The sequence below is a fragment of the Streptomyces sp. NPDC005393 genome (assembly GCF_040606675.1).
In the GTDB taxonomy this organism is placed as follows: domain Bacteria; phylum Actinomycetota; class Actinomycetes; order Streptomycetales; family Streptomycetaceae; genus Streptomyces.
On record NZ_JBEXFG010000004.1, the window covers coordinates 253,678 to 274,206 of the forward strand.

Below are 20,529 nucleotides of genomic sequence, written 5' to 3' on the forward strand. Positions count from 1 at the left end.
GGGTATTGCTGCGGTATGTCAGCTGTCGGTATCGGAATGTGACGCCGGGTCGGTCTCGTCCGTCTCGTCGATCTCGTCGAAGACGCGCTGGGCGGTGGCGAAGGCGGCGTTGGCCGCCGGGACGCCGCAGTAGATCGCGCTCTGCAGCAGCACCTCGCCGATCTCCTCGCGGGTCAGACCGTTGGTGAGGGCGGCCCGGATGTGCATGGCCAGTTCGGCGTCGTGGCCGTGGGCGATGAGCGCGGTGAGGGTGATGGCGCTGCGCATCCGCCGGTCCAGGCCGTCCCCGGTCCAGATCTCGCCCCAGGCGTAGCGGGTGATGAAGTCCTGGAAGCGGGCGGTGAACGGCGTCGTACGGGCCGCCGCGCGGTCCACATGGGTGTCCCCGAGGACGGCGCGGCGCACCGTCATTCCGGCGGCGTGGCGGGAGGCGTCGTCGGGGGAGTCCGCTGACGTCCGGGTGAAGTGCGCGAGCAGCGCGGGGGTCACGGCCTCCGGCCGCTCCACCCCCGCGAGATGCGCCGCCCCCGCGAGCTCCAGCAGACTGGCGCCCAGGACGGCGTCCGCGATCTCGCGGGCGTGCGGGGGCGGGGTGGCGGGGTCGTCGCGGCCCGCCACGACCAGGGTGGGGGCGGCGATGGAGGCCAGCTCGTCCCGTAGGTCGTAGTCGGCGAGGACGTCGCAGCAGGCGGCATAGCCCGCGCGGTCGGTGTCGCGGAGGTCCTGGAGGAGCGCGCGACCGCGCGGTGTGGCGGCGAAGTCGTGTGAGAACCACAGCCCGGGGCGGCTCGCCGCCATCGCCTCCGTCCCCTCCTCCCGTACGAGCTTCGCTCGCTCACGCCAGACGGCGGGCTCCGCGAAGTGGGCCGAGGAGCAGACGACGGCGAGGGATGTGACGCGGTCGGGCTGGTGCGCGGCCAGATACAGCCCGACCGCCCCGCCGATCGAGATACCCGCGTACGCGAACCGGTCCCACTGATGGGCGTCGGCGAGGCGCAGCACGAGGGTGGCGAGATCGGCGACGGTGGCGCTGCCGTCGGAGGGGAGCAGCGCGGCGGGGGACCCGCCGTGCCCCGGCAGATCCCAGCGCAGCACGCGGTGGGCACGGGCGAGGGCGGGCAGTTGCGGCTCCCAGACGGCGAGCGACGTGCCGAGGGAGGGGCCGAGGATGAGGGGCGGGGCGGTGGTGGGGCCGGTGAGGTCGTGGTGGAGTTGCTCGTCAGTCACGGGTGGGCTCTCCGGTGGGTGGGAAACCCAGCGCCTCCGGCGATCGAGGAGCGGGGTGCGGGGCGGAGCCCCGGCGGGTCAGGGCGCGGTCCACCAAGGCGGGGGCCGAGCCCACGTACTGGGTGGGGTCCGTCAGCTCGCGCAGCCGCTCACTCGGCAGCGCCTCGGCCACCTGCTCCTCCGCGGCCAGGGCATCGGCCAGCCCGACGCCCTTCTCCGCCGCCCGCCGCGACGCCTCCGTCAGCAGCTCCTTCGCGCGGGCGCGGCCCACGAGGGGGGCGAGGGCGGCGGCGATGCGCTCGCTGACGATCAGGCCATCCGTGAGCTGGAGGTGTTCGGCCATCCGGTCCGGGAAGACCCTCAGGCCCTCCGTCAGCTCGGCCGCGTCCCGCGCCGCCCCGCCGGCCAGCCGCAGCAGCTCCCGTAGCGTCTGCCACTCGGCGTGCCAGGCCCCGGCCGGGCGCTCGTCCTCCGCGACCAGCGACCCGAGCAAGGTGGCGGCGAGCAGCGGTGCCTGGCGGGCCGCGGCCGCGATGAGCGTGGCACGCACGGGGTTGCTCTTGTGCGGCATGGCGGACGAGCCGCCCCCGCTGCCCTCCGCGACCTCGCCGATCTCCGTACGCGAGAGCACCAGCACATCCGCCGCCACCTTCCCGAGCGCGCCCACGGCGAAGGCGAGCGCGGTGCCGAGGTCGGCGACGGGGGTGCGCAGGGTGTGCCAGGGGAGGGCGGGTTCGGCGAGCCCGGTCTCGTCGGCGAAGCGGGACAGGAGCGCGATCCCCTCGTCGAACGCGGCCAACGTGCCTGCCGCACCGCCCAGTTGGGCGGGAGGCCGCAGCGCCGCGAGCCGGTCGTGGGCGTCGAGCGTGAGCGCCCGCCACCCCGCCGCCTTCAGCCCGAAGGTGGTGGGGACGGCGTGCTGGGTGAGGGTACGGCCGGGCATCGGGGTGCCGCGGTGCGCGGCGGCGAGCCGCGTCAGGGCCGCCGCCGTACGGTCGAGGTCGGCCACGATCAGCGGCAGGGTGCGGGCGGTAACCAGCATCGCGGCCGTATCGAGGATGTCCTGGCTGGTCGCGCCCCGGTGGACGTACGGCGCGGCGTCGCCGTCCGTACGGGCCACCGCCGCGGTGAGGTCGGTGACCAGCGGGATGACCGGGTTGCCGCCGGAACGGGCGCGCAGGGCGAGATCGCGTACGTCGTACAGCTTGGCGCGAGCCGCCGCCCCCACGGCCTCGGCCGCGCCCGCGGGGGCCTGCCCGACCGCGACCAACGTCCGGGTCAGCGCGGCCTCGGCGTCGAGCATGCCCTGAAGGAAGGCGACATCCCCGGTGGCGTCCTCGACCGCCGTCCCGGCCCGAACGGGCGCCAGCAGCCCGACGTCGGCGCCGCGCGCGCCACCGGTGCCACTCGCGCCTGCGGCACCGGCGCCTGCGGGGCCGCCTACCCCTGCGACGGCACCCGTGCCGGCGGCGCCACCCACATCGGCGGCGCCACTCGCGCCCGCCGAGTCGCCCGTGCTCGCCGCACGGGCCGACTCCGCGCCGCCCGCCGGCCGCGTGTGGCAGGCCGGGTCATCGTGGGGGCTACCGGAACTCAAGGAAGACCGTCTCTCCCTCGCCCTGCAGGCGGATGTCGAAGCGGTACGTCCCCGGCTGGGACCCCGGCCTCGCCACCAGGGTCTCCCGTCGGGATGGGTCCAGCGAGGCGAGGAGCGGGTCGGTGGCGTTGGCCTCGGCGTTCTCGGGGAAGTAGACGCGCGTGAACAGGTGGTGCAGCAACCCGCGGGCGTGCAGACACACGCTCACATACGGAGCGGCGGGGGCGCCCGGCGGCAGCGTGCGCGCCGACCAGTGGCCGTCCGCGTCCGTGGCGACGCGGCCGAAGCCGGTGAAGTCCACCCCGTTGCGGCCGAGGAAGCCGCCGGTCACCGGGGAGCGCCGCATCGAGCCGGGGGCGCCGGCCAGCGATCCGTCCGGGGCCGCCTGCCACAGCTCGACGAGGGCGTCCGGCACCGGCGCGCCCGCGCCGTCGTACACATACCCGTGCAGGGTGATGGCGTCTGCGTGCCCCGCCGGGGCCATCTCGCCGCCGCCGGGGAAGGGCAGCGCATAGCCGTAGAAGGGGCCCACGGTGTGGGAGGGGGTGGGGGACAGCTCGGTCATCAGCGGCCTTCCTCTGTCCACGTCGCCGACGGTCCGTCCAGCACGATGTCCCACCGGTAGCCCAGCGACCACTCTGGCTTCGACAGCGTGGGGTCGTAACGGGCGATCAGCCGCTGCCGAGCCGACTCGTCCGTCACCGACTGCAGGATCGGGTCGTGGGCGAAGAGCGGGTCGCCGGGGAAGTACATCTGGGTGACGAGGCGCTGGGTGAAGGCCGTGCCGAAGAGGGAGAAGTGGATGTGCGCGGGCCGCCAGGCGTTCTCGTGGTTGCGCCAGGGATAGGCGCCCGGCTTGATGGTGGTGAAGCTGTACGAGCCGTCGTCGCCGGTCAACACGCGCCCCACCCCGGTGAAGTTGGGGTCGAGCGGCGCGGGGTGCTGATCGCGCAGATGGGCGTAGCGGCCGGCCGCGTTGGCCTGCCACAGCTCGATGAGCTGCCCCCGGATCGCCCGCCCCCGGCTGTCCAGGAGCCGCCCGGAGACGGTGATGCGCTCGCCGAGCGGCTCGCCCTGGTGCTGCACCGTGAGGTCGTTGTCGGTGTCGGTGATATCGGTGCGGCCGAAGACGGGGGTGTGCAGCTCGACGGTCTCCGGGTCGCCGTGGACCGCGACCAGCGGCTGCCGCGGATGGCGCAGGACACTGCTGCGGTAGGGCGGGAAGTCGCGCGGGGGGTGATCGGCGGCGGGGGCGCCGGCGGAACGCGCCGTGTCGTAGGTTTCGCGGATCACGGCGAGTTCGCGGTCGATGTCGGCCTGGGTGAGCGCCATGTCTGTCGTCAGCCTTACCTTTCGAGGACGAGGGCGAGGCCCTGTCCGACGCCGATGCACAGGGTGGCGAGGCCGGTCCCCGAGCCGCGGGCGGCCAGCTGGTGGGCGACGGCTCCGGTGAGGCGGGCGCCGGAGCAGCCGAGCGGGTGGCCGATGGCGATGGCGCCGCCGCGCGGGTTGACGATGGCGGGGTCGAGGTCCGGCCATTCGGCGAGGCAGCCCAGGGTCTGGGCGGCGAACGCCTCGTTCAGCTCCAGGGTGGCCAGACCGGCGAAGGTACGGCCCGCCTTGGCGAGGGCGCGGCGCACGGCCTCGACCGGGCCGAGCCCGAAGTACTGCGGCTCGATGCCGGTGACGGCGGAGGCGCCGATCCGGGCCAGCGGCTCGCGCCCGGTGGCCTTGAGGCCCTCCTCGTCGACGAGCAGCAGCGCCGCCGCGCCGTCGTTGAGGGGCGAGGAGTTGCCGGCGGTGACCGTACCGCCGTCCTTCCGGAAGGCGGGCTTCAGCTTGGCGAGGGACTCCATCGACGTCGTGTCGCGGATGGTCTCGTCGCGGACGAGGTCGACTCCCTCGTACGGCAGGACCTCGGCGTCGTATGCCCCGTCCTTCCACGCCCGCGCCGCCTTCTCATGGCTGGCGAGCGCGAACGCGTCCTGCGCCTCGCGGGTGATGCCGTGCTTGTCGGCGATCAGCTCGGCGCCCTCGCCGAGGGCGACGGTCCACTCGGGCGGCATGTCGGGGTTGGTCATCCGCCAGCCGAGGGTCGTGGAGTACAGCTGCTGATGCCCGGCGGGGAAGGAGCGCTCGGGCTTCTGGAGCACCCAGGGGGCGCGGCTCATCGACTCGACGCCGCCCGCGAGGGCGATATGCGCGTCGCCGGTGGCGATGGCGCGGGCGGCCTGGAGGACGGCCTCCAGGCCCGAGGCGCAGAGCCGGTTGACGGTGGCGCCGGGCACGGTGACGGGAAGCCCGGCGAGCAGTACGGCCATCCGGGCGACGTCGCGATTGTCCTCGCCGGCGCCGTTGGCGTTGCCGAAGTACACGTCGTCGATACGGGACGGGTCGAGGCCGGGCGTACGGGCGAGGAGGCCGCGGACGACATGGGCGGCGAGGTCGTCGGGGCGGACGCCCGCGAGCGCGCCGCCGTACTTGCCGACGGGGGTGCGGACGGCGTCGACAATATAGACGTCACGCAGGCTGTTGTGGCTCATTCAGTCATCCTTCTTTCCGGCGGCCTTGAGGGCGCGCAGGGCGGCCAGTTCCTCGGGCGTCGGCGGCTCGGTGGCGCCGAGTTCGTCGCTCACCGTCAATTCCCAGCCGGTGGCGGCCCGGACCTGCTCGACGCTGACACCCGGGTGCAGCTCCGTCAGCACCAGCTCGGCGGTGGCCGGGTCGGGGCGGAGGACGCCGAGGTCGGTGATGACGGCGACCGGGCCGGCGCCGGGCATCCCGAGCTTCTTACGGTCGCCGGGGCCGCTGCCGTGGCCCAGGGTGGTCACGAAGTCGAGCCGCTCCACGAAGTTGCGGGTGGAGTGGCGGAGCACCATCAGTACCTTGCCGCAGTTCGAAGCGATCTCGGGGGCCCCGCCGGCGCCGGGGAGGCGGGCCTCGGGCTTGTCCGGGCCGCGGCCCACGACGGTGGTGTTGATGTTGGCGTAGCGGTCGACCTGGGCGGCGCCGAGAAAGCCGACGTCGATCCGGCCGCCCTGCAGCCAGTAGTTGAACATCTCGGGCACCGGGACGACCGCGTCGGCGGTCTCGGCGAGCTCGCCGTCACCGATGGAGAGGGGGAGCCGGATGGGCTTGGAGCCGATGGTGCCCGACTCGTAGATCAGGACGAGACCCGGGTTGACCGTATTGCGGGCGAGGTTGGCGGCGGTGCTGGGCAGTCCGATGCCGACGAAGCAGGTCTTGGCGCCGGCGAGGGCACGGGCCGCGTTGACCTCCATCAGCTCGTCGCGGGTGAAGCCTGGGGTCGCGGCGTGGGCGGTCATCACACCGCGGCCTTTCCGTCGCGCACGGTCCGCACGTTCTCCTCGATCCATCGCGTGAACGCCTCGCGGTCGCGGGCGATCGGGTCCCATGCCTGGTAGAATCCGTTGGCGCGGACCGAGTACCCGGTGGCGTAGGAGGGGTGCGCACCGCCGGGGACGACGGACACCGCGTCGATGACCCACGTCGGCAGAACGATCCCGCCCGGCCGCGGCTCCAGCTCCTCGACGACCTCCTCCACGGTCACCAGCACCCGGTCCGCCGCGAGCGCCGCCTCCTTCTGGACGCCGGTCAGACCCCACAGCTGGACATTGCCGGCGCGGTCGGCCTGCTGGGCATGGATGACGGTGACATCGGGGTTGAGCGCGGCGACCGCGGCCAGCTCCTCCCCGGTGAAGGGGCAGACGACGGTGGAGACGGTGTCCGTACGGGTCGGGATGTCGCTTCCGCGATAGCCGCGCAACACGGCGAACGGCAGCTTGGACGCCCCCGCCACATAGCGGTTGGCCATACCCGCGTGGCTGTGCTCATCCAGCTCCAGCGGGCGCGGCCAGCCGTTCTCGACGGCGTCACGGAAGCGGTGCAGCGAGCCGACGCCGGGGTTGCCGCCCCAGGAGAAGACCAGCTTCCGCACCAGCCCGGCGCCGATGAGCTGGTCGTAGATGACATCCGGGGTCATCCGGACGAGGGTGAGGTCGGTGACGCCCCGGCGGATGATCTCGTGCGCGGCCGCGTACGGGATCAGGTGGGTGAAACCCTCCATCGCGACGGTGTCCCCGTCGTGGATGAGGTCCGCCACGGCGTCGTGCAGGCTACGGATGTCGGCCATCGTCACTCCGCGGTGATCTTCGTTTTCGAAGATGCTCAGTGTACTGATTATTTTCTGCCGTTCCCGAACGCTGCCATCGCAGGGTGCGCTCGTCAAGCGAGTGTAGGACGAATGTTTGCCGCTCGACACCGGTGCTTCCACAGGGCAGAATCGCTCAGTACACGAATCAATGGGTCGTCGGTGACAGGGAGGTCAACGGCATGGGCGGCGCGGTCGATCTGAGCACCCACCCGGGGCATCTGGCCCGCCGGTTCCAGCAGGCGCACTCCGTGCTGTGGGGCGCGATGGTCTCGGAGGAGACCACGTCGCCGCAGTTCGCGGTGGTCAACGCGCTGGTGGAGAAGCCGGACATCGACCAGCGGACGCTGGGCGAGCACGTCCACCTCGACCGGTCGACCATCGCCGACCTGGTCGCCCGGCTGGGCCGGCGCGGCCTGCTGGAGCGGGTGCGGGATCCGCGGGACGGCCGGCGCAATGTCCTCAAGCTGACGGACGAGGGCGTACGGGTGCACCGGAAGCTGGTCACGCGGACGGCGCGGATGAACAGGGTCTTCCTGGCGCCGCTCGACGAAGGCGAGCGCGAGACGCTGCTGCGGCTGCTCGGACGGGTGGCGGACGCGGCCGAAGAGCTGCGCGCGTAGGGGCCCGCCGGGCGGGACAGGAGATAAGGAAGGGGAGGTGACCCCCCACCGTAACGCCGCCCTGCTCGGGGGCTTGCCCTCACGGTGGGGTTGTCCGGGCTGAGTTGCCTCGGTGGCTCGCTCGTACGGCCCACCACGAGGACGACCCTCCGCCACGCGTGCGACCCTCCGCCCTGCGTGGGGCCCGCCCCGCGGGCGGACGGCACTACGTCGACAAGAGCCGTGCCCCGCGCCCGATGACGACCGTGGCGTCCAGCTCATCGCACTCCGCCACCCGTGGGACCAGCCCGTCGCGGGCGACGATATCGACGGCCGACGGCGCCTGCCGCTCACTGGTCTCGAACAGCAGACAGCCGCCCGGCGCCAGCCACCCGGCCGCCGCGGCGGTCACCCTGCGCAGCACATCGAGCCCGTCCGCCCCGCCGTCCAGCGCCACCCGCGCCTCATGGACCCGGGCCTCCGGCGGCAGCAGCCCCACCTCCTCGGTGGGTACGTACGGCACATTGGCGAGCAGTAAGTCGACGCGTCCGCGCAGCGGGGCCGGCAGTGGCTCATAGAGATCGCCCTCGTACACCCGGCCGCCGGCCGCGCCCACATTGCGGCGCGCGCACCGCACCGCGGCCGGGTCGATATCGGCCGCGTACAGCTCGACCCGGTCCAGCGCGGCGCCCAGCGCGGCCCCGAGCGCCCCCGATCCGCAGCACAGATCCACGACTACCGCCCCCGCCCCCGCGGGCGCGAGCCCCGCGGCCTGCCGGACCAGGAACTCGGTGCGCCGCCTGGGTACGAAAACCCCCGGATCCACGGCTATCCGCCGCCCGCAGAACTCCGCCCAGCCGAGCACATGTTCCAACGGCACACCGGCGACACGCCGATCCACCATCCGGTCGAGCTCGGCCGGGCTTCCTGCGGTGGTGATGAGCAACTCCGCCTCGTCCTCGGCGAAAACGCACCCTGCGGCGCGCAGCCTGCCGACGACGGCGGAAAAAGAGAGAGGAGAAGATGATGACGGTGAAGTCGACATGGAGCCTTCCGGGATGCCTGGGGCGCTCCCGCGGTCACCTATGCCGGTTCGACCGCACAGCCATGAGATGAGAGCACCCAGCCTGACCTGGCGTTAATGAGTCTCGCCTCCTCGATCCGTACGGGTGACGGCAACACTACCCGATTCCACCGACGCCCCCGACGGCTCAGGTCCCCACATCGCATACGGCCCGAGAGCCCGTGCCCCCAGCGGTGAGGACCGCACAAACCGATCATGTCTCCAGCGCCGCGAACCGCACCCCCGTCAGTTGCTCGGACGCGGCCCACAACTGCCGCCCCGCTTTGTCGCTGAGCGTCCACTTGGCGCGTGCCGAGCGGGTGGGGGAGCCGCGCCACATCTGGAACGGGGGGCCGAAGAAGTCGTCCTGCCGTACCTCCGGCGCGGTCGCGGCGTAGAGGGTGGGCAGGGCGCCCTTCTCGGCGCTCTGGGCGAAGAAGCGGTTGCCGAGCTCCATGAACCGCTCGGCGGCCCGGCGGCCCTCCATCCTCGGGGCGGCGGTCTGCAGATTGGTCGAGGCGTAGCCGGGGTGCGCGGCGGCCGCCACCAGGTGCGCGTCCGTCGCGCGCAGTCGGCGGGACAGCTCATGGACGAAGAGGAGATTGGCGCTCTTGGAGCGCGCGTACGCGACCCAACGCCGGTATCGGCGCTCCATATTGAGGTCGCCCGGATCGACCGTGCCCAGCAGATGCATAAAGCTGGACACGGTGACCACCCGCGCCCCCGGCCCGGCCTCCAGCAGTCCCGGCAGCAGCAGCCCGGTGAGCGCGAAGTGGCCCAGATGGTTGACGCCGAACTGGGTCTCGAAGCCATCGGCGGTCGTGCGGTACGGCAGGGCCATCACACCCGCGTTGTTGATCAGCAGATCGAGCCGGTCGCCCCGGAGGTCCGCCGCGAAGGCCCGCACCGACGCCAGGTCCGCCAGGTCCAGCGGCGCGTACCGCACCACCGCCCCCGGTGCCTGCGCCCGGATCCGCTCCTCGGCGGCCTTCCCCCGCCCCGCGTCCCGGCACGCCAGCACCACCTGTGCGCCGCGCCGTGCGAGCTCGCGGGCGGTGACGAAGCCGAGGCCGCTGTTGGCCCCGGTCACCACGGCGGTACGGCCGTTCTGATCGGGGATGTCGCTCGTGGTCCAGCCCTTCATACGGCTCGCTCCTCTGCGGGTTCGCCCTACGCACCGGTAGCCATCGCGTCGGGCGACAGCGTATGCGCGCTGACGGGAGAGGCCAACAACATCTCCATGCGGTTGTGAGCCGGAAGTGACGGCGTTTGTTCGCGCTCCCCGGGGTGCACGAGGCGGCCGCAGCCGCGGGGTCATGGGACGCGGTCAAGGGAGGGCGTCCCGCGTCCCCCGTTCTCCAGGGACGCGGACGCTCTCGCGGCAGCGCGTCGGCCTGAAGGAAGCTGAGACCGAGGCTCAGCGCCGGGCTGGGCTGCTTCCCAGGCCACCGGTCAACGCCCACCCCTCGCCGCTGGTGCCCCGCCCGAAGAGCCCCGACCGGTCCGCCGCGTCCGCCGCCGCCCTGGCCGCCCGCGCGAGCCGGCTCTCGGCGGTCAGCGCGGCGGCGCCACGGGCCGCCGGGGCGGCGGGACCGTGCGGGGCGCATCCCTCGGCGTGGGTGATCCGCGCACCGGGCAGCTCGGCCCGCGGCGCCGCGAACAGCGTCGGCACATCGACGCCCATGGGCAGCTCGGGGTGCGGCCTGTACAACCTGGTCAAGTCGCTCAAGAGCCAGGGCGTGCCCATCGACGGCATCGGCTTCCAGAGCCACCTGATCATGAACCAGGTGCCCTCCACGATGAAGGCCGGCCTCCAGCGCTTCGCCGAACTCGGCGTGGAGGTCGTCATCACCGTGCCGGCCGGGTCCTAAAGAGCCCCGGTCGCCCCGGCGCCCCCGGAAGTCCCGGTACGGGTCGCATAGGCCTGGACGGCGACCGTATCGTCGTCCAGGCACCGCCCGGTCTCCAGGTCGAAGCGTTGCTTCAGCAGGGGCGAGGCCACGAACGGGCGCCCGTGCGCGGTGCCCAGCAGCCCGCGCGAGAGGACATACGCGCCGGTGAACGGGTCGCGGTTGCCGATCGCGTACGCGCGGCCGGCGCGGTCCAGGAAGACCGCGACCTGGGTTCCGTCCGGCAGCAGGGCGGCCACTCCGCGCCCCGGGGTGAGGTCGGTGAGCTCACAGACCGTGAACCACCGCTGGTCGAGGAGGAGTTCCACACGGACGGCGGTCCGCTCGGGCGCCACGGTCATCGGCTGGAGGTCCCTTCGAGAGTGCGTGCGGTACGGACGGGGATGGCCGGGCCGGACAGGAGCGTCAAGTCCGGCTTGACCTGGTCGCGCTCCGGGACGAACCGCACCGTCGGGTCCGGCGCGTCCGGTGCGTTGACGAAGGAGACGAAGCGCCGCAGCCGCTCCGGGTCGTTGATCGTGTCGGCCCACTCGTCGCGGTAGCCCGCGACATGGTCGGTCATCAGCGCCTCCAGCTCGGCGCACAGCCCGAGCGAGTCATGGACCACCACATCCCGTACATGGTCCAGACCGCCCTCGATCCGCTCCAGCCAAGCCGAGGTGCGCTCCAGCCGGTCCGCGGTGCGGATGTAGAACATCAGGAACCGGTCGATGAGCCGGATCAGCTCCTCGTCGTCCAGATCCTGGGCGAGCAGATCGGCATGGCGCGGATCGGCCCCGCCGTTGCCGCCGACGTACAGATTCCAGCCGGCCGCGGTCGCGATGACGCCGAAGTCCTTGCCGCGCGCCTCCGCGCATTCGCGCGCACAGCCCGAGACGGCCGACTTCAGCTTGTGCGGGGAGCGAAGCCCCCGGTAGCGCAGCTCCAGATCGATCGCCATCCGGACCGAGTCCTGCACCCCGTAGCGGCACCAGGTCTGCCCCACACACGACTTCACGGTGCGCAGCGCCTTGCCGTACGCGTGCCCCGATTCGAATCCGGCGTCCACCAGCCGCGCCCAGATCAACGGCAGTTGGTCCACCCGGGCGCCGAACAGGTCGATCCGCTGGCCGCCGGTGATCTTCGTATAGAGACCGAAGTCCCGGGCCACCTCGCCGATCACGATCAGCTTCTCGGGGGTGATCTCACCGCCGGGGATCCGCGGCACGATCGAATACGACCCGTTGCGCTGCAGATTCGCCAGGAAGTGGTCGTTGGTGTCCTGGAGTGCGGCCTGCTCACCGTCCAGGACATAGCCGCTCGCGCCCAGCGTCGGGGCGAGCGAGGCGATGATCGACCCGACGGCCGGCTTGCACACCTCGCAGCCGTCGCTCCGCCTGGCCTCCTCGCGGCCGTGGCTGTCCAGCAGCCGCGCGTAGGAGGTGATGCGCAGCGTCCGTACGATCTCGTACAGCTCGGCGCGGGTGTACGCGAAGCAGCCGCACAGCCCCTTGTCGACGCTGACGCCGCTCGCCTCCAGCTCGTCGGCCACGAGGGTGGTGAGCGTCTTGACGCAGCTGCCGCAGCCGGTGCCCGCCTTGGTGCACTTCTTCACCGCCGGGACCGTCGCGCACCCGTGGTCGGTGACCGCCGAACGGATCGCGCCCTTGGCGACGTTGTGGCAGCTGCAGATCACCGCCTCGTCGGGGAGCGCGGACGGGCCGAGGGCGGCGGGCGCGCCGAGCCCCGCCGGGAGCACCAGCCGCTCGGGCGCGACCGGCGGCACCGAGCCGGTCAGCGGCCGCAGCGTGCCGTACGCGTCGGCGTCGCCGACCAGCACACCGCCCAGCAGCGCGCCGTCGGCTCCGACCACCAGCTTCTTGTAGACGCCCGCGCGGGAGTCGGACCAGACGATGTCGAGGCAGCCGTCGGCGGTGCCGTGTGCGTCGCCGAAGCTCGCCACGTCCACGCCCAGCAGCTTGAGTTTGGTGGAGGTGTCGGCGCCGGTGAAGCCGCCGCCGTCCTGGTCCGCGATCTCGCTTGCGGCCACCTCGGCCATCTCGTAGCCGGGCGCGACCAGCCCGTACACCCGGCCGTCGGCGGCCAGCGCGCACTCGCCGATCGCGTACACCGCCGGATCGCCGGTACGGCACCGCTCGTCCACCGCGATCCCGCCGCGCTCGCCGACCGTCAGACCGCAGTCGCGGGCGAGCTGGTCGCGGGGGCGGACGCCCGCCGAGAAGATGACGAGGTCGGTGGCGATGGACGAGCCGTCCGACAGCGTCATCCCGGTGACCGCGCCGTCCCCGTCCACCGTGATCTCCTGGCCGCCGACGCCGGTGTGCACGATCAGGCCCATGTCCTCGACGGTGCGGCGCAGCGCGGCACCGCCGCCCTCGTCCACCTGGATCGCCATCAGCCGGGGGTTGAACTCCACGATGTGCGTGGTCAGTCCGAGCCCCTTCAGCGCCCCCGCCGCCTCCAGACCGAGCAGCCCGCCGCCGACCACGGTGCCGGTGGTGCGGTCCTTGGCGTACTCCTCGATCGCGAGGAGGTCCTCGACCGTGCGGTAGACGAAGCAGCCCTCGCTGTCCCTGCCGGGGACGGGCGGCACAAACGGATACGAGCCGGTGGCCAGCACGAGCGCGTCGTACCCGACGGTGAGCCCGGAGCGGGCGGTGACCGTGCGCGCGGCGCGGTCGATCGCCTCGGCCGGGTCGCCGAGGTGCAGCTCGATACCGTGCCGGGCAAGGAAGCCGTCCTCGACGAGGGAGAGTTCGGCGGGGGTGCGCCCGGAGAAGTACGAGGTCAGCTGGACGCGGTCATAGGCCGGCCGGGGCTCCTCGCAGAACACCACGACGCGGGCGCGGTCGGTCACCCCCCGGTCGGCGAGGGCCTCCAGGAAGCGCTGGCCGACCATGCCGTGCCCGACGAGCACGATCGTGGGGATCGCCGGGGCCGCGGGCGGAGTCTCGGTGTCCGGTGCGCTTGTCGTCATGCCAGGAAGCGTGCGGGGTGCCTGTTACCCGTCCGCATCCGCACCGTTTCCCGGAGGGAACGCTGCCCTCAGCGCGCCCCGTCAGCGGCTGTGAGCCGCTCCCTTCAGCCGGACCGGCAGCTCCCGCGGACTGTTGCCGACGAAGCTCGCGTGCGGGACGAGCTCCTCGTCCGGAACCGCCAGATCGAGCGCGGGGAAGCGAGTGAACAGCGCCTCCAGGGCGATGGTGGCCTCCATCCGGGCCAGCGGGGCGCCCAGGCAGTAGTGCGCGCCGTGCCCGAAGGACAGATGGCGGGTGGCGGCCTCCCGGGTGATGTCGAAGCGGTCGGCGTCCGCGCCGTGCGCGTGGGGATCGCGTCCGGCGGAGGTGTACGAGACGAGCACGGGCGCGCCCCGCGGAATGACCGTGTCGCCGACCGCGAGGTCGGTGGTGGGGTAGCGGAACGGGAAGAAGCTGACGGGGCTGTCGTACCGCAGCGTCTCCTCGACCACGGCGCCCCAGGCGGCGCCGGAGGAGTCCGACCGTACGAGCTCCAGCTGATCGCGGTGCGCGCACAGCGCCCGTACGGCGTTGGTGATCAGGTTGAGCGTGGTCTCGTGCCCGGCGATGATCAGCAGCAGCAGGGTGCCGATCAGCTCGCCCTCGCTCAGCCGGTCGCCGTTCTCCTCCCGCGCCTCGATCAGCGCGCTGGTCAGATCGTCACCGGGGGAGGCCGGCCGGGCCGCGGCCACCTGGCCCAGGACGGCGAGCATCTCGCGGTTGGCGGCCGGCACCCGGCCGTCGCGCAGCGGGGTCCAGCGGCGCGGGTCAGTGAGAAGTACTGCTCGTCGCGGACGAGATGGAGCAGCTCACGGTGGCCGATGACCAGCCACGCCCCGACGCCGGGCGAGATGTCGACGGGGACCACCGCGCCGTGTTCGCGGCGCATCCGCTCGTACAGCTCGGTCAGCGGGCCGTCCGGCGCCGTCCCGTACAGCGGTACGCGGGCGGCGGCCGGGGCGGTCACGGCGCCTCCGTGACGGTCTCGATGAGATGGGACACCAGCGAGATCAGCGCCTTGACCGAGGACTTGTGCTCGCGGGCGTCGCAGATGACCAACGGCGTGTGCGGGAGCAGATCGAGAGCGGACCGCAGATCGTCCTCGCTGTGCAGCACGCTGTCCGGAAAGGCGTTGACCGCGACGGAGAACGGCACATCCAGGTCCTCCAGATGGCCGATCGCGTCGAAGGACGCCTCCAGATCGCGGGTGTCGACGAGCGCGAGCGCGCCCAAGGCGCCGCGCGCCAGGCCCTTCCACGCGGGGAGAAAGCGCTGTTGGCCGGGTGTGCCGAAGAGATACAGCACCAGCTCGCCGCCCAGCGTGATCCGCCCGAAGTCCAGCGCCACGGTGGTCGTGGTCTTCGACGGCCGTACGGCGGTGTCGATCCGGGCCCCCGCCTGGCTCATGGTCGCCTCGGTGGACAGCGGCTTGATCTCCGACACCGTGCCGATCAGCGTGGTCTTGCCGACGCCCATGGGCCCGACCACCAGGATCTTGGCCGCGCCGGACACGCTGGACTGCACATACATGACGGGTGTGTCGTCCATGTCAGCCATGTCGTCCGTCTCGCCCGTGTCGTCCGTGTCGTCCGTCTCGTCGGTGTCCGTTGCGCCGTCCGTGCCGGCCATCGAGATCTCAGAGCTTGCTCTCAAGCCCATCGAGCACCTTCCTCAGCAAGTCCGTATCGGTGCGCTCGGCCACCTTGATGGGCGGGCGTGCCACGATGTGCCCCCCGTCGATGAGGTCGGCGAGCAGCACCTGCACCACTACCGGTGGCTGACCGAGATACGCGGCGACCTCCGCCACCGACAGCAGCCCCTGGCAGAAATGGACGATCCGCCGGTACTCGGGCTGCCGGGCCGGGGGCAGTGCGCTCATGGAGGCCATGACGAGCGTTTCCAGCGGCAGAGCAGCCCGTGAGGAACCCGCGCGCCCCCGGGTGATCACATAGGGGCGCACCGCGGCCGTGGTCCGTTCCTCCCGGGGCTCGGTCATGACGCCGGGCGGACCGGCTCCCGCGGCCGGCTGCTCAGATGGGCGCCGATCCTCGCCACCAGCAGCTGCATCTGCTGGGCCACCAGGCCGACATCCGCCTCGGTGTCGGTGGCCACCCCCAGCGAGGCGCCCTGGCCGGCCGAGGTGAACAGCACAAACCCGCTGTCGGACTCGATCATCAGCTGTCGCACCCCCGCCTCGTCGCCGAACAGCAGCGACACCGTGGACTGGCTGGTCGCCGTCAGCGCCGCGCAGGCGGCGGCCAGCGACTCGGCTTCGTCGACGCCGAGTGTGGACACCTCGCCCGTCAGCCCCTCGGCGGAGCCGTGTCCCATGCGCAGACCGTCCTCCGAGACGACGACGGTGTGCCGCACCCCGGGAATCCGGGTCAACGGACGCAGCATCCATCCAACGTCGGGCAGTCTGGATATGGTTCCGGCCACTACCGGCCTCCTCCGTCTCGATCTTCTCGGTCCTCTTGGTCCCCCGCCGCCTCCGCCCGCCCTCGGCGGGTGCCGGAGACCACGCTGGTGATCGAGGCGCGGGCGGCCTCGGGCGTCCAGGGGGCACCGGCCGGTGCGGCGGGTGGCGCCCCCACCGGTGCGGCGGCGCGCGGGGCGGTACGGCGGCGGTTGCGGCGCTGCGGAAGCGTGCCGCCCACGGGCGCGGCGCCGCCGCCCACCGCCGCTTCGGCGACGGGCCCTTCGGCGGTCACGGCGACGGGCCCTTCGGCGGTCACGGCGACGGGCCCTTCGGCGGTCACGGCCACGGGTACCGGCTCGACGACCACCGGCTCGGCGTCCGCCGCCGGCACGCTGCCCGCCTCCTCCGTCAGCAGCCGGTGCGGTACGAAGACCACCACCCGGGTCCCGCCGTACGCCGACGCCGTCGACAGCTCCACCGCGAAGCCCAGCTCCCGCGACCAGCGCCCCACACACGCGAGCCCCAGCCGCGGCACCGCGCCCAGCCGCGCCACGTCGAGACCGTCCCGGAGCTGGGCGGTGGCCTGCTCCAGCACATCGGCCGGCATGCCGAGTCCCGCGTCGTCGATCTCGATGACCGCACCCGCCGCGACCTCCCGGACGGAGACGGCGACCTGGGTACGCGAGGGGGAGAAGACCGTGGCGTTCTCCAGCAGTTCGGCCACCGCGTGCATCAGACCCTCGACGGCGGGCGCCACCGCGTAGAGCGTCTGCCCGCCGTGCACCTCCACCCGGCCGGACTCCACGATGCGCGACTGCGCGCCGCGCACACAGTCGAAGAGCGTGACCGGCCGGGTCTCCCGCCGCGCGGGCCAGATCCCGCACATCACCAGCAGCGTCTGCGCCTTACGGGTCATCTGGGCCGCGGCGTGGTCGGCCTTCATCACCTCGGCCATCAGCCGCGCGTCGTCGACACGCTGCTCCAGGCCGTCGAGGACCTGCTGCTGCACCATCGACATGGCGTGCATGTTCCTGGCCACGGATTCCAACGACGCCTGTACGGAGTCGCGCAGGATCCGCTCCCGGCGCGCCGCCTCGTCCACGTCGGCCTCTACGGCGGCCAGCCGCGCCACCTCCGCGCCGCGCTCGGCCGCCAGGGCCCGCTCCTTCGCCGCGGTGGCGCGTTCCCGCTCGGAAAGGGTTCGTTCCCGCTCGGCCGCGGCCTGTGCCTCGCCGACCGCTCTGCGCAGTCTGACCACCCATCTGAGGCACAGCAGCAGCACCAGCACCAACGGCGTGGCCACGGTCATGACGACGGCCACCGTCCCCGACAGCACCTACGACACCTCCATCCGGGACATGGCCAAGAACGGGCAGATACTACTGACCAACTGATCAGTCTGTGCCTGTAGTTGCCAAACTCTCACCGGGGATGGACCGGGCGGGCGCGGCGGGCCGAGGCTAGGACATACGGGCCCTGGGCAGGCACAACCGCAGGCGAGCCCCGCCCCAGGGGCTGGTGTGGACCGTCAGGGTCCCGCCGTGGGCGTGAGCGATGTCATTGGCGATGGCGAGGCCGAGACCGGTGCCGCCGTCCTGGCGGGCACGGGCGTGATCCAGCCGGGTGAAGCGTTCGAAGACGCGCTCGCGGTCGCATTCGGGGATCCCGGGACCGTCGTCGTCCACGGTCAGCTCGACCGCGTCGTCGCGGACGCCCACGGTGACCGAGACGGTGGCACGGGCGTGTCTGCGGGCGTTGTCGGTGAGGTTGGTGAGGAGACGGGAGAGCTGTACGCGGCTGCCGGTGACGACGGCGTCCCGGCCGTCGCCGCCCGCGCCGCCCGCGCCGGCCGGGCCCGCCGTGACCGTACCGGGGTGGCGCCGTATCTCCTCTGCCATCAGCGCCGCAAGGTCCACCGGAGAGCGAGGCGGCGCCTCCTGCGCGTCGAGCCGGGCGAGCAGCAGCAGATCGGAGGCCACCGACTGAAGCCGTTCGGTGTCCCGCAGGGCCTTGTGCACGGCCGTCGGCCAGTCGGTCAGCGAGGGGTGCGCCAGGGCGAGTTCGAGCTGGGCGCGTACCGCCGCGATGGGGCTGCGCAGCTCATGGGAGGCGTCCGCGACGAACTGGCGCTGCCGGGTCATGGCCCGCTGCAGCCGGTCCAGCGTGGCGTTCATGGTCCGCGCCAGCCGCGAGATCTCGTCCCGCGCCGTCGGCACCGGCACCCGGCGGTGCAGATCGCGTTCGGTGATCTCGGTGACCTCCCGCTGGATGGCGGCGACCGGGCGCAGGGCACGGCCGACGAGCAGCCAGCTGAGGGCGGCCACGAACAGCACGAGACCGGCGGCCGCGGGCGCGACCTCGCGGAGCAGCAGACCGGTGGCGTTGTCGAGCGCGGTGGTCGACGGGTCCACCTTCACGCTGTAACCGTCGTCAGCGGGCGTGGCGGCGGGGGCGGCCCCGTCGGGGGGCCGCGCACCCGCGACTTTGGGCGGATCCGCCGATTCCGCTGTACCCGCTGTACCCGCTATACCCGTCGATGCCGCCGCTTCCGCTGATTCTGGCAATTCCGCTGGTTCCGCCGGGGTGATGGGGGATCCGGGGGCGACCGTACGGCCCTCGGCGTCCCGGACCGTGACCTGGCCGGGCATGACGAGGAGCATCCGGCCCGACTCCGGCTTGGTCTTCGTCAACTGGCCCTTGATGGCGACGGCCGTCTTCCTGGCGTCGGTGCTCGCACTGTCGCGGAGGTTGTGCTGGAGGGCCAGCACCAGGGCCAGCATGCACAGCGCGATCGCGAAGGCCACGGTCCCGGCCGCCGCGAGAACGGCCTTGGCGCGGACGCTCATCCCGCCGACGAGGCTCATCCCCCTGAGGAGGCTCATGCCACGCCACACCCTCTCCTACCCTCCGTCGCGGGCCAGCAGATACCCCGCGCCTCGTATCGTGCGGATCGCGCAACGGCCGTACGGCACATCAATCTTCCGGCGCAGTGTTCTGATGTAGACCTCGACGAGATTGGCCCCGCCGTCATAGGCGGTGTCCCAGACCAGCTGCACGATCTCCGACTTGGAGACCACCTGCCCGGCGCGGCGGGCCAGGCACTCCAGTACGGCGAACTCCTTGGCCGTGAGCGTGACGTTCTCGCTCCCCCGCGAGCAGGCCAGCGCCGCCGGCTCCAGCCGCAGATCCCCCAGCGCGAGCACCTCGGGCCGGTCCAGACCGCCCCGCCGGACCAGGGCCCGCAGCCGTGCGATCAGCACGACGAAGGAGAACGGCTTGGTCAGATAGTCGTCCGCGCCCACGTCGAGCCCGTCGGCCTCGTCGTACTCGCCGTCCTTGGCGGTCAGCATCAGGATCGGCGTCCAGACGCCGGCCTCGCGCAGCCGTGAGCAGACCTGATAGCCGGAGAGCCCGGGGAGCATCACATCCAGCACGACCGCCGCGTACTCGGCCGACCGGGCCAGCCCCAGCGCCAGGCCGCTCGGCCCGTCCTCCGCCTCCTCGATGGTGAACCCCTCCTGCTCCAGACCTTCCGTGAGCAGCTCGCGGAGCCGGGCATCGTCTTCCACCACCAGAATGCGCACGGGGTCAGGATGGCATGGGGACGCTGAGTCCCCGCTGAAACGGAAAGGCCTTCAGCGGAGGTTCAGGCGGTTCAGCGAGGACTCAGCATCGGTGCGCGACGGTGGGTGCGCCGACGGATCGAGAGGTCCTCGGCGCCCAACTCCCGTGAACAAGGAGAGAACTGTGGTCAAGACCCGCTCCACCGCCGCCAAGCGCCGTGGTGTCCTCATCGCCGCGGCGGCCGGTGCCCTGGCGCTGGGGGCCATGGCCCCCGCCTCGGCCGCCACCTCGACGGCGAAGTCCATCGCCCCGGGGGAGCCTCACGGCCGCGTGATCGTCTGCCGCGTCCACACCGGACCGGGTGAGGCGACCAGGCCGGGTATTCCGGCCAAGCCGGCCGAGCTTGCCAAGCCGGCCCAGGCTGCCAAGACGGTCAAGCTCGCCAAGCCGGTCCTGGTTACCAAGCCCGGGAAGCCGTCCAAGGGGAAGGTCATCGTGTGCGGAACGCCGGGGTGGCCCGGCAAGGACTGCACGGTCATCGTGGTCGAGAAGGGTGAGAAGGCCGAGAAGGGTAAGAAGGCCCTCTCCGCCCTGCCGTCGAAGCCCGCCAAGCCGGGGAATCCGAGCCGGCCCGCCACGCCGGGGCTTCCCGGAAAGCCGAGCAAGCCCAGCAAGCCCGGGAAGGTGTGCGAGGTCATTGTGATCAAGGACGGGAAGCGCGTCGTTCAGCCGTCCACGGGCGCGTCGGCAACGGCCGTCACGGAGGCGGTCCCGGCCACCCGCTCCTGAGCCACCGGCCGGCAGATGGGGGCCGGCCGGCCATAGGGCCCGGCGCGCGGGGCGCGCCGGGCCTCTCCGCGTCCAGCTCATCGGGGCCTTCCTTCGTGGATACCCCGGCCTTCAGGCCGGGGAGGAAACGAAGCTCCTGCGGAGCAGGGCAAGGAAAGCCGGTTCGCCGC

The 20,529-nt window shown here is 72.5% G+C and carries 21 protein-coding genes and 2 pseudogenes; 3 read left to right on the forward strand and 20 right to left on the reverse strand.

The window, feature by feature from the left end; all coding sequences use genetic code 11:
* Positions 1-18 precede the first annotated feature (18 nt).
* The 7 genes from pcaC to ABZS71_RS07145 form a co-directional block, all read right to left on the reverse strand.
* Positions 19-1,227: a 4-carboxymuconolactone decarboxylase gene (gene pcaC, locus ABZS71_RS07115; protein WP_356208118.1), complete on the reverse strand. Its 1,209-nt coding sequence runs from the start codon at positions 1,225-1,227 to the stop codon at positions 19-21.
* Positions 1,220-2,599 (reverse strand): 3-carboxy-cis,cis-muconate cycloisomerase, encoded by a 1,380-nt coding sequence (gene pcaB / locus ABZS71_RS07120; protein ID WP_356208161.1) that lies wholly within the window; start codon positions 2,597-2,599, stop codon positions 1,220-1,222. The genes pcaC and pcaB overlap by 8 nt, the downstream gene beginning before the upstream one ends.
* A 211-nt stretch (positions 2,600-2,810) precedes the next feature.
* Positions 2,811-3,389, reverse strand: coding sequence for a protocatechuate 3,4-dioxygenase subunit alpha (gene pcaG, locus ABZS71_RS07125; protein WP_356208120.1), 579 nt, complete (start codon positions 3,387-3,389; stop codon positions 2,811-2,813).
* Positions 3,389-4,156, reverse strand: coding sequence for a protocatechuate 3,4-dioxygenase subunit beta (gene pcaH, locus ABZS71_RS07130; protein WP_356208122.1), 768 nt, complete (start codon positions 4,154-4,156; stop codon positions 3,389-3,391). Before pcaH ends, pcaG begins: the two co-directional genes overlap by 1 nt.
* A 14-nt stretch (positions 4,157-4,170) precedes the next feature.
* The gene (locus ABZS71_RS07135; protein ID WP_356208124.1) at positions 4,171-5,367 is read right to left on the reverse strand and encodes a thiolase family protein; all 1,197 of its coding nucleotides are present in this window, start codon (positions 5,365-5,367) and stop codon (positions 4,171-4,173) included.
* Positions 5,368-6,150, reverse strand: coding sequence for a CoA-transferase (locus ABZS71_RS07140; protein WP_356208125.1), 783 nt, complete (start codon positions 6,148-6,150; stop codon positions 5,368-5,370).
* Positions 6,150-6,977 carry a CoA-transferase gene (locus ABZS71_RS07145; RefSeq protein WP_356208127.1) on the reverse strand — a complete coding sequence of 276 codons (828 nt, stop codon included), beginning with the start codon at positions 6,975-6,977 and terminating at the stop codon, positions 6,150-6,152. Before ABZS71_RS07145 ends, ABZS71_RS07140 begins: the two co-directional genes overlap by 1 nt.
* A gap of 200 nt (positions 6,978-7,177) precedes the next feature.
* On the opposite strand from ABZS71_RS07145, the gene ABZS71_RS07150 reads away from it, so the two are divergent.
* Complete coding sequence (locus ABZS71_RS07150; protein WP_355855675.1) at positions 7,178-7,618, forward strand: MarR family winged helix-turn-helix transcriptional regulator; 441 nt, start codon at positions 7,178-7,180, stop codon at positions 7,616-7,618.
* Between the two features lie 205 nt (positions 7,619-7,823).
* Here the strand turns inward: ABZS71_RS07150 and ABZS71_RS07155 are convergent, their stop codons facing one another.
* From ABZS71_RS07155 to ABZS71_RS07165, 3 genes are all read right to left on the reverse strand, one after another.
* Entirely contained in the window at positions 7,824-8,642 is an 819-nt protein-coding gene (locus ABZS71_RS07155; protein WP_356208128.1) for a putative protein N(5)-glutamine methyltransferase, read from the reverse strand.
* Between the two features lie 232 nt (positions 8,643-8,874).
* Complete coding sequence (locus tag ABZS71_RS07160; RefSeq protein WP_356208130.1) at positions 8,875-9,804, reverse strand: oxidoreductase; 930 nt, start codon at positions 9,802-9,804, stop codon at positions 8,875-8,877.
* 273 nt (positions 9,805-10,077) lie between these two features.
* A complete protein-coding gene (locus tag ABZS71_RS07165) occupies positions 10,078-10,344 on the reverse strand; it encodes a hypothetical protein (RefSeq protein ID WP_356208131.1) in 267 nt (88 codons plus the stop codon).
* 19 nt (positions 10,345-10,363) lie between these two features.
* Here ABZS71_RS07165 and ABZS71_RS07170 point away from each other — a divergent pair.
* A pseudogene (locus ABZS71_RS07170) lies at positions 10,364-10,513 on the forward strand (endo-1,4-beta-xylanase); the annotation flags it as partial.
* Between the two features lie 14 nt (positions 10,514-10,527).
* Here the strand turns inward: ABZS71_RS07170 and nirD are convergent.
* The 10 genes and pseudogenes from nirD to ABZS71_RS07220 all read right to left on the reverse strand — a co-directional run bounded on the left by nirD (position 10,528) and on the right by ABZS71_RS07220 (position 19,590).
* Entirely contained in the window at positions 10,528-10,911 is a 384-nt protein-coding gene (gene nirD / locus ABZS71_RS07175) for a nitrite reductase small subunit NirD (RefSeq protein WP_355855687.1), read from the reverse strand.
* Entirely contained in the window at positions 10,908-13,547 is a 2,640-nt protein-coding gene (gene nirB, locus ABZS71_RS07180) for a nitrite reductase large subunit NirB (protein WP_356208132.1), read from the reverse strand. Before nirB ends, nirD begins: the two co-directional genes overlap by 4 nt.
* A gap of 81 nt (positions 13,548-13,628) precedes the next feature.
* A pseudogene (locus tag ABZS71_RS07185) lies at positions 13,629-14,315 on the reverse strand (cytochrome P450); the annotation flags it as partial.
* Complete coding sequence (locus ABZS71_RS07190; RefSeq protein WP_356208134.1) at positions 14,240-14,554, reverse strand: hypothetical protein; 315 nt, start codon at positions 14,552-14,554, stop codon at positions 14,240-14,242. The gene ABZS71_RS07190 and the pseudogene ABZS71_RS07185, both read right to left, overlap by 76 nt.
* Entirely contained in the window at positions 14,551-15,144 is a 594-nt protein-coding gene (locus ABZS71_RS07195) for an ATP/GTP-binding protein (RefSeq protein ID WP_355855743.1), read from the reverse strand. The genes ABZS71_RS07190 and ABZS71_RS07195 overlap by 4 nt, the downstream gene beginning before the upstream one ends.
* 79 nt (positions 15,145-15,223) lie before the next feature.
* Positions 15,224-15,583: a DUF742 domain-containing protein gene (locus ABZS71_RS07200; RefSeq protein WP_356208136.1), complete on the reverse strand. Its 360-nt coding sequence runs from the start codon at positions 15,581-15,583 to the stop codon at positions 15,224-15,226.
* Positions 15,580-16,026 (reverse strand): roadblock/LC7 domain-containing protein, encoded by a 447-nt coding sequence (locus ABZS71_RS07205; RefSeq protein WP_355855699.1) that lies wholly within the window; start codon positions 16,024-16,026, stop codon positions 15,580-15,582. Before ABZS71_RS07205 ends, ABZS71_RS07200 begins: the two co-directional genes overlap by 4 nt.
* Entirely contained in the window at positions 16,026-17,315 is a 1,290-nt protein-coding gene (locus ABZS71_RS07210; protein WP_356208138.1) for an ATP-binding protein, read from the reverse strand. Before ABZS71_RS07210 ends, ABZS71_RS07205 begins: the two co-directional genes overlap by 1 nt.
* A 151-nt stretch (positions 17,316-17,466) precedes the next feature.
* Entirely contained in the window at positions 17,467-18,888 is a 1,422-nt protein-coding gene (locus tag ABZS71_RS07215; protein ID WP_356208140.1) for a HAMP domain-containing sensor histidine kinase, read from the reverse strand.
* 18 nt (positions 18,889-18,906) lie between these two features.
* Positions 18,907-19,590: a response regulator transcription factor gene (locus tag ABZS71_RS07220; protein WP_356208141.1), complete on the reverse strand. Its 684-nt coding sequence runs from the start codon at positions 19,588-19,590 to the stop codon at positions 18,907-18,909.
* A gap of 163 nt (positions 19,591-19,753) precedes the next feature.
* On the opposite strand from ABZS71_RS07220, the gene ABZS71_RS07225 reads away from it, so the two are divergent.
* On the forward strand, positions 19,754-20,359 hold the full coding sequence (locus ABZS71_RS07225) for a hypothetical protein (protein ID WP_356208142.1): 606 nt from the start codon (positions 19,754-19,756) through the stop codon (positions 20,357-20,359).
* The last annotated feature ends 170 nt before the right edge of the window (positions 20,360-20,529 follow it).